Consider the following 14150-nt stretch of genomic DNA (forward strand, 5'->3'; position numbering starts at 1 on the left):
CGAGCGGCTCAGCCCTCCTCCGCGGCCCGCCAGACCGTGGTGATGTTGCAGAACTCCCGGATTCCGTGGCCCGACAGCTCGCGCCCGTACCCGGACCGCTTGACGCCGCCGAAGGGCAGGGCGGGGTGCGAGGCGGTCATGCCGTTGACGAAGACGCCGCCGGCCTCCAGGTCGCGCGCGACGTGCTCGACGTCCTCCTCGCTGCGGGTCCACAGGTTCGAACTCAGCCCGAAGGGGGTGTCGTTGGCCCGTTCGACCGCCTCCTCCAGGCTTCCCACCCGGTAGAGGGTGGCGACGGGCCCGAAGGCCTCCTCCTGGTCGATGCGCATGGCGGGGGTGACGTCGGTCAGCACCGTCGGTTCGTAGAACCAGCCGTCCGCGTACCGGGGCGGGCGCCGGCCGCCGCACAGGACCGTCGCTCCGTGCCGTACGGCGTCGTCCACGAGCTGCTCGAGGTCGCCCCGGCCGGCCTCGGTGGCCAGCGGTCCGACGTCGGTGGACTCCTGCATCGGGTCGCCCACCGTGAGCGCCCGCATCCCGGCCGTGAAGCGCTCGGCGAACTCGTCGTGGACGTCGGTGTGGACGATGAAGCGCTTGGCGGCGATGCAGGACTGTCCGTTGTTCTGCACGCGGGCGGTCACCGCGGTGCGGGCGGCCCGGTCGATGTCGGCCGAGGGCATCACGATGAACGGGTCGCTGCCGCCGAGCTCCAGGACCGTCTTCTTGACCTCGTCCCCGGCGACGGACGCGACGGCACGCCCGGCGGGCTCACTGCCCGTCAGGGTGGCCGCGGCCACCCCTCGGGTCGCGGAGCACGTCCTCCACGGCCGCCGCGCCGATGAGCAGGGTCTGGAAGCAGCCGCGGGGGAATCCGGCCCGGTGGAAGAGCTCGCCGAGGTAGAGCGCCGTCTGGGGGACGTTCGAGGCGTGCTTGAGCAGGCCCACGTTGCCGGCCATGAGGGCCGGCGCGGCGAACCGTACGACCTGCCACAGGGGGAAGTTCCACGGCATGACGGCCAGGATCACCCCGATCGGCCGGTAGGCCACCCGGACGGCCGCCGCTCCGGCGTCGCGCACATCGGCGTCGGCGGGGTGCTCGTCGGCGAGGAGGGACTCGGCGCGGGCGGCGTACCAGCGCATGGCCTTAGCGCATTTGGCGGCCTCGGCGCGGGCCGCCGCCAGCGGCTTGCCCATCTCCGTGGTCATGGTCCGCGCGATGTCCTCGGTCTCCGACTCGAGGAGCGCGGCCGCACGGGTCAGGAGCTCGCCGCGCTCCGCGAAGGAAGTACGGCGGTACGCGGCCGCCGCCGCGGCGGCGTCCGCGAGGCACCGCTCGATACCCGCCGCGTCGAGCGGGTCGAAGGTGCGCAGCGTCTGGCCGGTCGTCGGGTTAACGGTGGCGATGGGCATGGTGGGACCTTCCTACGGGGCGGCCGCCTCCCCTCGACCCTCCCCCGCGGCGCGGGGCCGCGCAAACGCGGGGCGCCACGGCACCGGACCGCGTCAGGACTGGACCGCGTCGTCGCAGGCGGCGCACATCAGGTCCGCGTGCTGCGGCGGGTACCAGGTGGCACCGGGGTCCGCGGAGGCTGTCCACGGGGCCGTTTCCATGGCGAACGTGTCCCTCCCGCAGAAGGTCCGCGGCCCCGCGACCGAGGTCGTTCCCGGGGCGGCGGGCGCTGCGTGCACGCGCCGGACGGACAGGTCCGCCTGCTCGACCTCGTACAGGACGACGATCCCGCTCATACCTCGACGGTAGGCGGCTCCGGGGCGACCCGCCCGCCGTCGGGGGCCGGCCAGTACGCGGTCTTGTCCCGCGCGGGCAGCAGTACGGCCGCCAGCACCGGGAAGACGGCCGCCAGGGCGAACACCAGGGGATAGCCCTGTCCGGCGATCAGCGCACCGGCCAGCGGCGGGACGAGGACCACGGCGGCGTGCTGCCCCATCCCGTTCACCCCGAGGGCGCGGCCCGCCCAGTGGGGACCGGCGTACTCGGCGACCGCGGTGTTGTGCAGACCGTTGGTGCTGACCGTCAGGCCCGAGGCCAGCAGCAGGGCCGCCGTACCGGCCGAGGAGTCCCAGGCCGCCCCGGCGGCCAGCAGGACCAGGTCGGCCGTGGTGGCCGCGGCGAGCAGCCGCATCGGCCGGATCCGGCTCGCCACGGTGTCGGACCACCAGCCGGCGAGCAGCCGTACCCCTGCGCCGGCCAGGTTGGCGGCGGCCAGTACGCCGCCGGCGGTGGCGGCGGACCAGCCGCGCGCCTCGGTCAGGTAGAGCAGGGCGAATCCGGTCACCACGAACTGCGGCACGCACAGCGCCGCGGCGGCGCCGTGCAGCCGCCACAGGTAGCCGCCCCGGTACGGGGCCGGGGAGGCGGGTGCGCCCGCCGCTCGCCGGGGGCGCGGCGGATCGACGGCGCACAGGGCGATCGCGACGCCCGCGGCCCCGCAGAGCGCGGCGCAGAATCCGAAGGCCGCGGCGAGGCCGGTGTGGTGGGCGAGCGGCGGCAGGCCGGCCGCGGCCACCGCGGTGCCCAGCGGCTGGGAGGCCTGCCGGACCCCCATCGCGATGCCCCGGCGGTCGGGCGGGAACCAGCCGATGACCAGCCGTCCGGAGGCCGAGTTGACGGAGGAGCCGGCGGCGCCGGCCAGGACCAGCAGCGCTCCCAGCGTCCACGTCCCGTGCACGGTGGCCGCCGCGGCCGTGGCCACGGCGGCGATCAGCAGTCCGGCGGACAGCGCGAGCCGCTCCCCGTACCGGTCGGCGACCGCCCCCCAGCCGATCAGCCCGAGCAGGACCCCGATGAGCGGGCAGGAGACGAGGAGGCCGGCGCCGGCCAGGGAGAGCCCGAGTTCCCGCTGGAACGCGGGGACCAGGTAGGCCAGGCCGTAGAGCACCGTGGTGCTGGCGGCCTGGCCGCCCGTACCCAGGGCGAGCATCAGCCAACTGCGCGGTATCCGCTGCTCCTTCATGCCGCCAGCCTACCGACGGGCCGCAATGTGAGATGAATCGTCCTGCATGGTGAGACGAAATTTCACTTCCCCACCCCACCCCGCATCCTGACGAGCCATCAGGTCAAGTGTCCCGGACTCTTGACTCTGCGAGCGGCCGTAGCGATCGTTTCGCACGACACCCTTTGTGCGGGCCATGACAATCAGGACGTGAGTGATGACGATGACTGGACACCCGTACCACCGGCATCGGCCCCTCGCGGTGCTCTCGCTGCTCCTCGCCCTGGTGGCCATGGTGCTCGGCCCCGCGGGGACCTCCTCGGCCGAGCCCGGCTGGTGGAACCCGGTCGCGCGGCCCGCCCCCGACTCGGAGATCAACGTCACCGGGGAGCCGTTCAAGGGGACCGACGAGCAGGGCCGGGTCCGCGGCTTCGTCGACGCGCACGACCACCTGATGTCCAACGAGGGCTTCGGCGGCCGGCTCATCTGCGGCAAGCCGTTCTCCGAGCAGGGGATCGCCGACGCGCTCAAGGACTGCCCCGAGCACTACCCCGACGGCACCCTCGCGATCTTCGACTTCATCACCAAGGGCGGCGACGGCAAGCACGACCCGAACGGCTGGCCGACCTTCAAGGACTGGCCCGCCCACGACTCGCTGACCCACCAGCAGAACTACTACGCCTGGGTCGAACGGGCCTGGCGCGGCGGCCAGCGGGTCCTCGTCAACGACCTCGTCACCAACGGCGTGATCTGCTCGGTCTACTTCTTCAAGGACCGCGGCTGCGACGAGATGACCGCGATCCGCCTCGAGGCCCGCAAGACGTACGACATGCAGGCCTACGTCGACACGATGTACGGCGGCCCGGGCAAGGGCTGGTTCCGGATCGTCACCGACTCCGGACAGGCCCGCGAGGTCATCAAGCAGGGCAAGCTGGCCGTGGTCCTCGGCGTCGAGACCTCCGAACCGTTCGGCTGCAAGCAGATCCTGGACATCGCCCAGTGCAGCAAGCAGGACATCGACCGCGGCCTGGACGAGCTGCACCAGCTCGGCGTGCGCAGCATGTTCCTGTGCCACAAGTTCGACAACGCCCTGTGCGGGGTCCGCTTCGACCAGGGCGCCCTCGGCACGGCCATCAACGTGGGCCAGTTCCTGTCGACGGGCACCTTCTGGCAGACCGAGAAGTGCCGGGGCCCGCAGCACGACAACCCCATCGGCCTCGCGGCGGCGCCCTCGGCGGAGAAGCAGCTCCCGGCGGGCGTGGCGGTGCCGTCGTACGCGGCGGACGCGCAGTGCAACACCCGCGGTCTGACCGAGCTCGGCGACTACGCGGTGCGCGGCATGATGAAGCGCAAGATGATGCTGGAGATCGACCACATGAGCGTGAAGGCCGCGGGTCAGGCCTTCGACATCCTGGAGTCCGAGTCGTACCCGGGCGTGATCTCCTCGCACAGCTGGATGGACCTGGACTGGACCGAGCGGGTGTACCGCCTGGGCGGCTTCATCGCCCAGTACATGGGCGGCGCCGAGGGCTTCAGCGCGGAGGCCGAGCGCACGGACGCGCTGCGCGACAAGTACAACGTGGGCTACGGCTACGGCACGGACATGAACGGCGTCGGCGGCTGGCCCGGCCCCCGCGGCGCCGACACCCCCAACCCGGTGCGCTACCCCTTCCGCAGCACCGACGGCGGCTCGGTCATCGACAAGCAGACCACCGGCGTGCGGACGTGGGACCTCAACACCGACGGCGCCGCGCACTACGGCCTGGTCCCCGACTGGATCGAGGACATCCGGATCGTCGGCGGCCAGGGTGTGGTGGACGACCTGTTCAAGGGCGCCGAGTCGTACCTGACCACCTGGGGCGGCTCCGAGAAGCACAAGGCGGGCGTCAACCTCGCGGCGGGCTCCGCCGCCTCGGCCTCCTCCGCCGAGTGGAACCCGTTCACGAGCTACGCCCCGGGCCGGGCCGTGGACGGCAGTACGGGCACCCGCTGGGCCAGTGACTGGAGCGACGACCAGTGGCTGCGGATCGACCTCGGTGCGCCGAGCCTGGTCAAGCGCGTCACCCTCGACTGGGAGCGCGCGTACGGGACGTCGTACCGCATCGAGGTCTCGTCCGACGGCACGAACTGGCAGTCCGTGTGGTCCACGACCACCGGCGACGGCGGCCTGGACACGGCGCAGTTCGCCGGCACCCCGGCCCGCTACGTACGGGTCCACGGCACCCAGCGCGGCACTCAGTGGGGCTACTCCCTGCACGAGGTGGGCGTGTACAGCAGCTGACACCGAGGGGGTTCCCGGGCGTCCTCGGGATCCCGGGCCCACGACCGAAGGGAACCCCCATGGCACGGATGCCGTCGGCCGAGCGGCGCCGGCAGCTGACCGAGGCCGCGATCCGCGCGATGACCAGGGACGGCGTCGCGCGGACGACGACCCGGTCCATCGCCGCCGAGGCGGGCGTGTCACTGAGCGTCTTCCACTACTGCTTCGACTCCAAGCAGGCCCTGCTGGAGTCGGTCATCGCGACGATCACCGACCACTGCATCGCGGTGGTGAAGGAGGCGATCCAGCCGAAGGCCACCCTCCGGGAGACCGTCCGGGCCGGCTTCCAGGCGTACTGGGACCACGTGGCCGCCCATCCCGGCGAGCACATGCTCACGTACGAGCTCACGCAGTACGCCTTGCGCCAGCCGGGCTTCGAGCACCTGGCCAGGCGGCAGTACGAGCTGTACGCCGACACCTACACCGAGCTCATCGAACAGCTCCGCCCGGGCATGGGCTTCGACCTGGGGGTGCCCGTCCACGCGCTGGCCCGCTATCTGGCGGCCATGACCGACGGGCTGACCCTGAGCCTCCTCGTCCTGGGCCACGACGCGGCTTCGAAGGACGTCCTCGACACGATCACCGACCACGTCGCCGGCCTCGTCGGCGACACCGGCCCCGGCACGGTCACAGGCACGGCCCCCGACTAGCCGGGCACGTGGATGTCCAGGACGCAGATGTCGTCCCGGTGGCCCCGGCGCCGTGCGGCCAGGGTGCGGGCGAGGGCCTCGCCCCGGCCCTCCTCCAGCAGCCGCCGGGCGGTGTCGGCGAGCCGGGCGAGCCCCACCTCGATGTCCTCCCCCGGCTCCTCGACCAGCCCGTCGGTGTAGAGCACCAGGTGGTCCCCGGGTTCCAGGTCGAGGCTGTGCTGTCCGTAGACGGATTCGAAGGCGGCCCCGAGGAGGCTGCCCTCGGGCAGCGGCAGGAACCGCGCCGCACCGCCGCGGATCAGCAGGGGCGGCAGGTGCCCGGCCCGTACCCAGGTCAGGCGGCGGTCCCCGGGGCGGTAGATGCCCATGATCACGGTGGCGGTGGCCGCGTGCTTGTCCGAAGCGGTGTGCAGCAGGAGGGTGTTGAGCCTGTGCAGCACGTCGGGCAGCGCCGAGCCCGTGACGACCATGCCCTTGATGGTGAACCGCAGCTGGGCCATGGTCGCGACGGCGTCGAGGCCGTGACCGGCGACGTCGCCGACGACGAAGAGCGCGCGCTCGTCGGGGAGTCCGATGGCGCTGTACCAGTCGCCCCCGACGTTGACTCCGCTCTCGGAGGGCAGGTAGGCGACGTCGATGCGCAGGCCGGCCAGCTCCAGGGACTGTTCGGGGATCGGCAGCAGCGCGTTCTGGAGCCGGGCGGCGAGGGCGCGTTCGGCCTGGAGCATGCCCCGCTCCATCAGGACCGCGCGCTCGCTCTCGTCCAGGGCCAGTTCGGCCTCGCGCTGTGCGGTGACGTCCTGGAAGAAGCCGTGCACCTCGACCGGGGCCCCGTCCGCGTCCGTCTGCGCCTCCGCGACGAACCGCAGGTGCCGGACCCCGTCGGCGGTGGTGATGCGGAAGGGCTGGTCGATCGCGGCCCCCTCGCGCAGCAGCCGCTCGACGGCGGCGCCCAGCACCGGAACGTCCTCGGGCACGAGGTGCCGGGGCAGCTCCTCCAGCGTCATGGGGCCCAGCGCGGGGTCCCGGCCGAAGACCGTGTAGACCTGCTCGGACCAGGTGATGGTGTTCGTCGCCAGGCTCCAGCCGGCCCAGCCGAGGTTGGCCAGGCGCTGCATGTCCTCCAGCCGGCGCGTCTCGCGGTCTTGGGAGTCGTGGCGGATCCAGGACACGACCAGGCGGTCGCCCAGACGCGTGGCGCGGACCGAGTACGTGGACTCCCGGGGGACTCCGGCGCTGACCTCCTGGTAGACGAAGGGCTCGCCGTCATAGGCAGTTCCCGTGGTCAGCGTGTCCAGGTACCCCTCCCACAATGCCGTGCCCGCGATGGTGGGATAGGTCTCCAGGACGTGCCGCCCGACGAGCTCCTTGCCCCGCCGCCCGGCCACGTCGACGGATTCCGGCGCCGCCGCGTCGATCCGGAAGTCCCGCACCTCCCCCGCCGGCGAACGCACGGGGGTCAGGAGGACCGCGGTTCCGGACAGCACGTCGAAGATCCGCTGGACGACCTCCGTCTCGCCCCGCGTGCCGGGGCCGTCGGAGCGCCCGATGAAGCGCAGCGAGTCCGCGCACAGCCGGACGGCGCCGCGCAGCAGGGTCCGGGTACCGGCGTCGAAGGGGCCCTGCCGGGTCCGGAGGAATCCGATGGCTGCGGTCGCCGGCCGGTCGCCGGGTACCGGGAGCCAGGCCCGCGTGGGCCAGCGCTCGGGCGGGTCCCCGATCAGGTGGCAGCGGATGGCGTCCCGCTCGGCGTCCTCGAGCCACAGCGCCCGCCCGCCGCCGATGGCCTCCAGCGCGGCCACCCCGCTCAGCGGCGGTACGTGCCGCCACTGCTCGGCCACACCGTCCCCGACACCGGCGTGCCCGGCCAGCCTGAGGCCTCCGGCGGGCGCCACCGCGTAGATCATCACGCCGTCCACACCCGCGGCCCCGCCCAGTACGGTGCGCAGCAGCTCGGCGATCTCGTCCGGGCTCCGTGCCCCGGCCAGGCCGTCGGCCAGCCGGGCCAGGACGGGCCAGTGTCCGACGCTCCGGCCGGTGGCGGCGGGATAGCGGCCGGAGCCGAAGGCCGACAGCGCCTCCCGCGGGGGCGGATCGGCCTGCTCTGGGGGCTGCGGAGGTGACACCGTGCGCGAGGGGACCTGACCCAGGGTGATCCGGCTCTCCTCCAGGAGCGTCCGCCCCCGCCGGATGGCGCGCCGGAGCAGCGTCCCGTACGCCTCCTCGGCGGACACGTCCTCACGGGCCATCAGCACGCCCGTGGCCCGCTCCACGACGGCCGTGGCCGAGGCGGCCCCCTCCAGGGCCATGACCTCGACGCGCAGCTTGGCCACGACCTTGGCCAGTGCGAGCACCTCGGGTGCGGGTGCGAGCTCGGCGCCGTCGCCGTCGCCTATGCCGGGGAGCGTGGAATCGCTCGTCATCCTTCGAGCATGTCACGTGGTGGGGACGGGCCGCCTCGCGGCGGGCGCAGGCAGGGGTACGGCGGGCCGGCAGCCGTTTCCCGGGCCCACGTCCCGCGGGGGCCCGGGAAACCGGTCAGGACCGGTACAGCAGCAGGCTCAGGACCTCGTGGAGGACGGACTCCGGATCGACCACGGCCTCCGGCGAGCGCCAGGCCACGAAGCCGTCCGGGCGTACGAGGACCGCCCCGGTCTTCGTCGTGCCGTGGACCTCGGCCCAGTCGGCGCCCTCCTCCGGGGCCAGGTCGGCCTCCGGACTGGTCCCGATGGCGTACGCGTCCAGGCTCACGCCGAGCAGACGGGCGACGGACCGGGCCGCCGCCCGCCAGGGCGTGCCCTCGGAGCTGAGCAGCACGAACGACCGCTCGTAGAGGTCCACCGTGGACTGCCGCCCGCCCGATCCGTGGAGCCACATGTGCGGGGCGCGCGTGCCCGGCTCGCCCGACAGCCGCATCCGTTCGGGTACGACGGGCTGCTCCGGATCGGCTCCCAGCACGGCGCCCACGGTGTAGCGGTAGCCCATGGCGACGGTGAGCACCCCGCCCGGCCGTCCGCCGCCGGGCGCGGCGGAGGCCGTGTCGGGCTCGGGCTCGTATCCCGGATGGCTGTGCTCCGCCGAGCGGGCCGAGGCCCGTTCGCTCGTCGCCCGGGCGACCGGCAGCCGCTCGGCCTCGTAGCTCTGCAGCAGTCGGGGCCCCGCCGCACCGTTCAGCACGGCGGCGAGCTTCCAGGCGAGGTTGTGGGCGTCCTGGATCCCGGTGTTCGAGCCGAACGCCCCGGTCGGGGACATCTCGTGGGCCGAGTCCCCGGCGAGGAACACCCGTCCGGTGCCGTACCGTTCCGCGACGCGCTCGGCCGCGTGCCACGGCGCCTTGCCGGTGATCTCGACGTCCAGACCGGGCGCGCCGACGGCCCGGCGGATGTGCTCGGTGCAGCGCTCGTCGGTGAAGTCCTCCATCGTCTCGCCCCGGTCGGGGTGCCAGGGGGCGTGGAAGACCCACCGCTCGCGGTTGTCGACGGGGAGCAGGGCCCCGTCCGCGTCCGGCTTCGTCAGGTAGCAGACGATGAAGCGCCGGTCGCCGACCACGTCCGCGAGCCCGCGGGAGCGGAAGGTGATGCTCACGTTGTGGAACAGGTCTCCGTGGCCGGTCTGGCCGATTCCGAGCTGCTCCCGGACGGGGCTGCGCGGCCCGTCGGCGGCGACCAGGTAGTCCGCGCGGACGGTGCTGTGCTCCCCGGTGTCGCGGTTCTTGACGATCGCGGTCACGCCGGTGTCGTCGGTGTCGAATGAGAGGAGCTCGGTGGAGAACCGCAGGTCCGCCCCGAGCGCGGGGGCCTCGGACATCAGCACCGGCTCGATGTCGTTCTGGCTGCACAGGCACCATGCCGACGGGCTGAAGCGGGCGAGCGCGCCCCCGGGGTCGATCTCCTGGAACAGCCACTCCTGATCCTCGCCGGTCAGCGAGCCGCCCTGCAGGATGCCGTGGTTGCCCGCGAGGACCGAGGCGGCCTGACGGATCCGGCCCTCCACACCGGCGACCCGGAACAGCTCCATGGTCCGTACGTTGATGCCGCGTCCGCGTGGATGCATCGAGGTGCCCGCATGCTTCTCGACCAGCATGTGCCTGATGCCGTGCCGGCCCAGAAACAGCGAGGTGCACAGGCCCACCAGCGAGCCGCCCACGATGAGGACGGGAACGCGGTGGTCAACGTTTTCCTTCATGGCTCTTCCATGCCCTGTGCGAGGGGCGTTCCCTCGCCCGTTCACCCGCTTGGTTCTCCCCTCTCGCGCCGATGGCACTACCGGACAACGATCGGTTCGGGTGGTGCCGCCCCCGTGGCGGCCGCGATCTGTCGAAGGAGTGTGAACGATGACGACCTTGTCGGAACGGATATCCCAGTCCGCCTTCGACGGCGCGAGGCTTCGGGTCGTACTGCTGCTGGACCTGTACGACGGGGCTCAGAATCAGTTCCTCGAGGTCTACGAGCACATGCGCCGGCAGGTGTCGTCCGTTCCCGGACACATCCGCGACGAGCTGTGCCAGTCCATCGAGAATCCCTCGCAGTGGCTCATCACCAGCGAATGGGAGAGCGCCCCGCCCTTCCTGGCCTGGCTGAACAGCGAGGAGCACGTCGCGACGGTCCAGCCGCTGCACGGCTGCGTGCGCGATACCCGCTCGCTGCGGTTCAGCGTGCTGCGGGAGACCGGCAAGGCACCCGGGCCCGGCACGGATCCCCCGGCACCCGGAACGATCGCCTCCGCTCCCCGCCGCGGGGACGGCGTCGTACGCCACGCGCTCACGTTCACGGTGAAGCCGGGCAGCGAGGCCGCCGTCGCGAGACTGCTGGCCGGGTACGCCTCCCCGCCGGCCCGCGTCGACGAGAAGACCCGGCTGCGCCGCACCTCCCTCTTCATGCACGGCAACCGCGTGGTGCGGGCCGTCGAGGTGGAGGGCGACCTCCTCGCGGCACTGCGCCACGTCGCGCAGCAGCCCGGCGTCAGGGCGCTGGAGGAAGCCCTCAACCCGCACCTGGAACAGGACCGGGACCTCGGCGATCCCGGATCCGCCCGCCTGTTCTTCACCCGCGCCGCGCTCCCCGCCGTCCACCACGTGGCGTCGGGCGGGCCCGAGCCCGAGGACATCGGGCGGCACGCCCTCTTCTACCCCGCGAAGGAAGGGTGCGGGACGGCGCTGGCGCGGCTGCTGGCCCGCCAGGACGAGGCCGCCGTGGACGACCCCGCGAGCCCCATCCACGGCAGCACGGTCTTCCAGCGGGACGACATCGTCGTCCGGCTCCTGGACCTGCGCGGCCCGCTCGACGCCCGGCCCGCCGTGGCGCTGGGTGTGGAGGGCAGCCACAAGGCGGCCGTGCTGGCCCGGCTGCTCGACAGCGTCAAGGACGGCGTCCCCACGACCGAGGACGAGCTGACCCGTTTCCTGTGGCGCTCCGAAATGCGTCTGATCACCGACCGGCGTCCGCCGGCGCAAGCCTGAGGAGAGGTCCGTCATGACCACTGGACTGACTCGACTGACGATGGATGAGCTGGCCGCTCTGATGCACAAGGGCGCGGGTGTGACCGTCGACCCCGCGGACATGGCCGCCCGCCCCGACGCGGACTTCGAGGAGTGGGGGCTCGATTCGCTGGGGCTGCTCGGGATCGTCGGGGAGCTGGAGAACCGCAGCGGCCGGCCCCTGCCGCCCGACGCGGACAAGTGCAAGTCGCCCCGGGAGTTCCTGGATCTCGTCAACAGCGCGCTCATGACCGACGCTTGACACGGCCGGCGGCGCCCAGCGCCCCGGGACCGGCTGCGTGCCGGCCCCGGGGCGCTGTGGTGTCCGCCCGCCGCCGTCAGCCGGGGGCCGGGACGGTGCACTCGAATGCGTGCAGGTACGCGTTGACCGGGCGGATCTCGCCGACCACCAGACCGGCGTCCGTCATACGGGCGAGCAGGCTGCCCTTGGTGTGCTTCGCGCCGCCCACGTTGAGCAGCAGCATCAGGTCCATGGCGGTGGTGAACCTCATGGACGGGGTGTCGTCCACCAGGTTCTCGATGATGACGACCCGGGCGCCGGGGCGGGACGCCTCGATCACGTTCCGCAGGGTCCGGCGGGTGCTGTCGTCGTCCCACTCCAGGATGTTCTTGATGATGTACAGGTCGGCGGCGACCGGGATGGAGTGGCGGCAGTCGCCGGGGATGATGTCGGTCCGCGCGGCGAGCGGTCCGCCGTCGCGCAGCCGGCGGTCGGCCTTCGCCACCACGCCCGGCAGGTCGAGCAGGACCCCGCGTACGGCCGGGTGCTTCTCCAGCAGGCTCGCCAGTACGTGCCCTTGGCCGCCGCCGATGTCCGCGACCACCGAGACGCCGGTGAGGTCGAGGAGTTCCGCGACGTCCAGGGCCGACTGCGTGCTGGAGGTGGTCATGGCCTGGTTGAACACGTGGGCGGACTCGTGCGCGTCCTGGTGCAGGTAGTCGAAGAACCCCTTGCCGTACAGGTCGTGGAACACGCTGCCGCCGGACCGTACCGCCTCGTCGAGCCGGGGCCAGGCCTGCCAGGTCCAGGGCTCCGTGCACCACAGGGAGATGTAGCGCAGGCTGTGCGGATCGTCCTCGCGCAGCAGCCGTGACATCTCGGTGTGCACGAACGTCCCGTCGGGGGCCTCCGCGAAGATCCCGTAGCAGGACAGGGCGCGGAGCAGCCGGTGCAGCGGTTGCGGAGCGGCGTTCACCGCCGCCGCGAGGTCGTCCGCGGTGGCGGGCGACTCCCCCAGGGCGTCGGCGACGCCGAGGCGGGCGGCTGCCCGTACGGCGGCGGCGATCGCCGCGCCGAAGACGAGCTCGCGCAGCCGCATCGCCGACTGGGGGGCGGCCACGTCCGCGGAGGTGGGTGGCGGTGCGGTGCCGGGGGTGGGACTTGCCGTGGTCATACGGCCTCGATTCTCCTGATGAGGGCGAACACCGGTCAGCACATCCCCGCGGGTTGGGAGGTCTCGCACCGGTTGCCGACGAAGCTGTTGCCGGTGCCCGTCCCCTGGTTGGCCAAGTCCGCCGGCTTGTTGCCCTGCACCTCGTTGTCCTTGATGACGTTGTCGGTGTTCGTGGCGCCCACGAAGCTCTTGAAGAGCAGGATTCCGCCGGACAGCGGTGAGGCGCCCACGTTGCCGCGGATCGAGTTCGAACGTACGAGCGTCTCTTCGGCGCCGGTCAGGACGATGCCGACGCCCTGGATGTCGGGGAGGCGGGTGTTGCCGCGGCAGAACTTGTTGTTCTCGTGGATCCGGTTGCCGCGGATGGTCATGTCACCGGCACCCGGCTCGCCCTCGTCGCCCACGACGAAGATCCCGCCGCAGTTCCCGGTGAGGACGTTGTCGTTGACGGAGAGGTTCCGCACCCGCCTGACCGTGACTCCGATCCGGTTCCCGGTCAGCGTGTTGTTGCGGACGACGGCGCCGAGGGTGTCGGTGGCCCCGCCCTCGCGGTCGATGGTGTTGGCGACGAAGATGCCGGACTCCGCGTTGTCGCGGGCGGTGTTGTTGCGGAACGCACCCCGGGTGGACCTCTCCTGGGCGATGCCCCAGGTGCCGTTCCTCTCGGCGGTCACCCCCTCGACGGTCATCCGGTCGGTGCGCGAGGCCCAGATGCCGCTCTTCTTGAAGCCCGTCAGTGTCAGCGACCGGATGCTCACCCGGTTGACGGTCTTCTCGGCGGCTCCTATGACGCAGATGCCGTTGCCCGTCTGTGCGCAGGGGTTCTCGGCGCGCGCGGGCAGGGGCGCGGCCGGCGGCGTGATCACGGTGGTCGCCCCGGAACCCCGCAGGGTCAGGGACTTCGTGATGTGCACGCTCTCGTGGTAGGTGCCGGGGAGCACGATGATGGTGTCTCCCGGCCGTGCGGCGTCCACCGCTTCCTGGATCGATTCTCCCGGATGCACCGTGCGTCGGGCCGCGGCGGCCGAAGGCGCTGCCACGCCGAGGCCTGTGGCCATGACGACTGAGATGCATGCGAGGACCGTGAGCTGTCGGTTCGTCACGTTGCCGAAGTTATGGGCGATCAGGGCAGCTCGCCACACCGGGTAAGCGGATGGATACCTACCGCTGGCAAACGGGCTCATTTCGAGGTCCGGACGGGTGGCCGCCCGCGCGTCGCCTTGGCAGCCGCCGGCCGGGCCCGGGAGCGCGCCTCCGCGGCCGCCCCGATCGGCGTGTTGCCCCCTCCCGCGCGCACCGGCCGGTCGCCGGGGGTTTCCCCCGGCGGGCCGCGACGGG

The 14150-nt window shown here is 72.5% G+C and carries 10 protein-coding genes and 1 pseudogene; 4 read left to right on the forward strand and 7 right to left on the reverse strand.

Features of this window, described 5'->3' with window-relative positions:
* Positions 1-8: 8 nt before the first annotated feature.
* From ACIPUC_RS11125 to ACIPUC_RS11135, 3 genes and pseudogenes are all read right to left on the reverse strand, one after another.
* A pseudogene (locus tag ACIPUC_RS11125) lies at positions 9-1410 on the reverse strand (NADP-dependent succinic semialdehyde dehydrogenase).
* Between the two features lie 93 nt (positions 1411-1503).
* Entirely contained in the window at positions 1504-1746 is a 243-nt protein-coding gene (locus ACIPUC_RS11130; protein ID WP_446588653.1) for a hypothetical protein, read from the reverse strand.
* A complete protein-coding gene (locus tag ACIPUC_RS11135) occupies positions 1743-2972 on the reverse strand; it encodes an MFS transporter (RefSeq protein ID WP_446588655.1) in 1230 nt (409 codons plus the stop codon). Before ACIPUC_RS11135 ends, ACIPUC_RS11130 begins: the two co-directional genes overlap by 4 nt.
* A gap of 196 nt (positions 2973-3168) precedes the next feature.
* On the opposite strand from ACIPUC_RS11135, the gene ACIPUC_RS11140 reads away from it, so the two are divergent.
* Positions 3169-5232, forward strand: a complete 2064-nt coding sequence (locus ACIPUC_RS11140; RefSeq protein ID WP_446588657.1) for a galactose-binding domain-containing protein — start codon at positions 3169-3171, stop codon at positions 5230-5232.
* Positions 5233-5291: 59 nt separating this feature from the next.
* Entirely contained in the window at positions 5292-5921 is a 630-nt protein-coding gene (locus tag ACIPUC_RS11145; RefSeq protein ID WP_446588659.1) for a TetR/AcrR family transcriptional regulator, read from the forward strand.
* On the opposite strand, the gene ACIPUC_RS11150 is transcribed toward ACIPUC_RS11145, so the two are convergent.
* The gene (locus tag ACIPUC_RS11150) at positions 5918-8344 is read right to left on the reverse strand and encodes a SpoIIE family protein phosphatase (RefSeq protein ID WP_446588661.1); all 2427 of its coding nucleotides are present in this window, start codon (positions 8342-8344) and stop codon (positions 5918-5920) included. The genes ACIPUC_RS11145 and ACIPUC_RS11150 overlap by 4 nt on opposite strands.
* Positions 8345-8459: 115 nt before the next feature.
* Complete coding sequence (locus ACIPUC_RS11155; RefSeq protein WP_446588663.1) at positions 8460-10106, reverse strand: FAD-dependent oxidoreductase; 1647 nt, start codon at positions 10104-10106, stop codon at positions 8460-8462.
* A gap of 148 nt (positions 10107-10254) precedes the next feature.
* Here ACIPUC_RS11155 and ACIPUC_RS11160 point away from each other — a divergent pair, with 148 nt between their 5' ends.
* The gene (locus ACIPUC_RS11160; RefSeq protein ID WP_446588665.1) at positions 10255-11379 is read left to right on the forward strand and encodes a SchA/CurD-like domain-containing protein; all 1125 of its coding nucleotides are present in this window, start codon (positions 10255-10257) and stop codon (positions 11377-11379) included.
* Positions 11380-11392: 13 nt separating this feature from the next.
* Positions 11393-11659 (forward strand): acyl carrier protein, encoded by a 267-nt coding sequence (locus ACIPUC_RS11165; RefSeq protein ID WP_446588667.1) that lies wholly within the window; start codon positions 11393-11395, stop codon positions 11657-11659.
* A gap of 76 nt (positions 11660-11735) precedes the next feature.
* On the opposite strand, the gene ACIPUC_RS11170 is transcribed toward ACIPUC_RS11165, so the two are convergent.
* Together ACIPUC_RS11170 and ACIPUC_RS11175 are read right to left on the reverse strand one after the other, a co-directional pair.
* Complete coding sequence (locus ACIPUC_RS11170) at positions 11736-12812, reverse strand: methyltransferase (protein WP_446588669.1); 1077 nt, start codon at positions 12810-12812, stop codon at positions 11736-11738.
* A 35-nt stretch (positions 12813-12847) separates the two neighbouring features.
* Positions 12848-13915 (reverse strand): right-handed parallel beta-helix repeat-containing protein, encoded by a 1068-nt coding sequence (locus ACIPUC_RS11175; RefSeq protein ID WP_446588671.1) that lies wholly within the window; start codon positions 13913-13915, stop codon positions 12848-12850.
* Between the last annotated feature and the right edge of the window lie 235 nt (positions 13916-14150).

Source organism: Streptomyces sp. LARHCF249, from assembly GCF_052871255.1.

What these genes read in the sequence shown, in the direction of transcription:
- ACIPUC_RS11130 (WP_446588653.1), bottom strand. Translation starts at nt 1,746, where the DNA reads ATGAGCGGGATCGTCGTCCTGTACGAGGTCGAGCAGGCGGACCTGTCC.
- ACIPUC_RS11135 (WP_446588655.1), bottom strand. Translation starts at nt 2,972, where the DNA reads ATGAAGGAGCAGCGGATACCGCGCAGTTGGCTGATGCTCGCCCTGGGT.
- ACIPUC_RS11140 (WP_446588657.1), top strand. Translation starts at nt 3,169, where the DNA reads ATGACGATGACTGGACACCCGTACCACCGGCATCGGCCCCTCGCGGTG.
- ACIPUC_RS11145 (WP_446588659.1), top strand. Translation starts at nt 5,292, where the DNA reads ATGGCACGGATGCCGTCGGCCGAGCGGCGCCGGCAGCTGACCGAGGCC.
- ACIPUC_RS11150 (WP_446588661.1), bottom strand. Translation starts at nt 8,344, where the DNA reads ATGACGAGCGATTCCACGCTCCCCGGCATAGGCGACGGCGACGGCGCC.
- ACIPUC_RS11155 (WP_446588663.1), bottom strand. Translation starts at nt 10,106, where the DNA reads ATGAAGGAAAACGTTGACCACCGCGTTCCCGTCCTCATCGTGGGCGGC.
- ACIPUC_RS11160 (WP_446588665.1), top strand. Translation starts at nt 10,255, where the DNA reads ATGACGACCTTGTCGGAACGGATATCCCAGTCCGCCTTCGACGGCGCG.
- ACIPUC_RS11165 (WP_446588667.1), top strand. Translation starts at nt 11,393, where the DNA reads ATGACCACTGGACTGACTCGACTGACGATGGATGAGCTGGCCGCTCTG.
- ACIPUC_RS11170 (WP_446588669.1), bottom strand. Translation starts at nt 12,812, where the DNA reads ATGACCACGGCAAGTCCCACCCCCGGCACCGCACCGCCACCCACCTCC.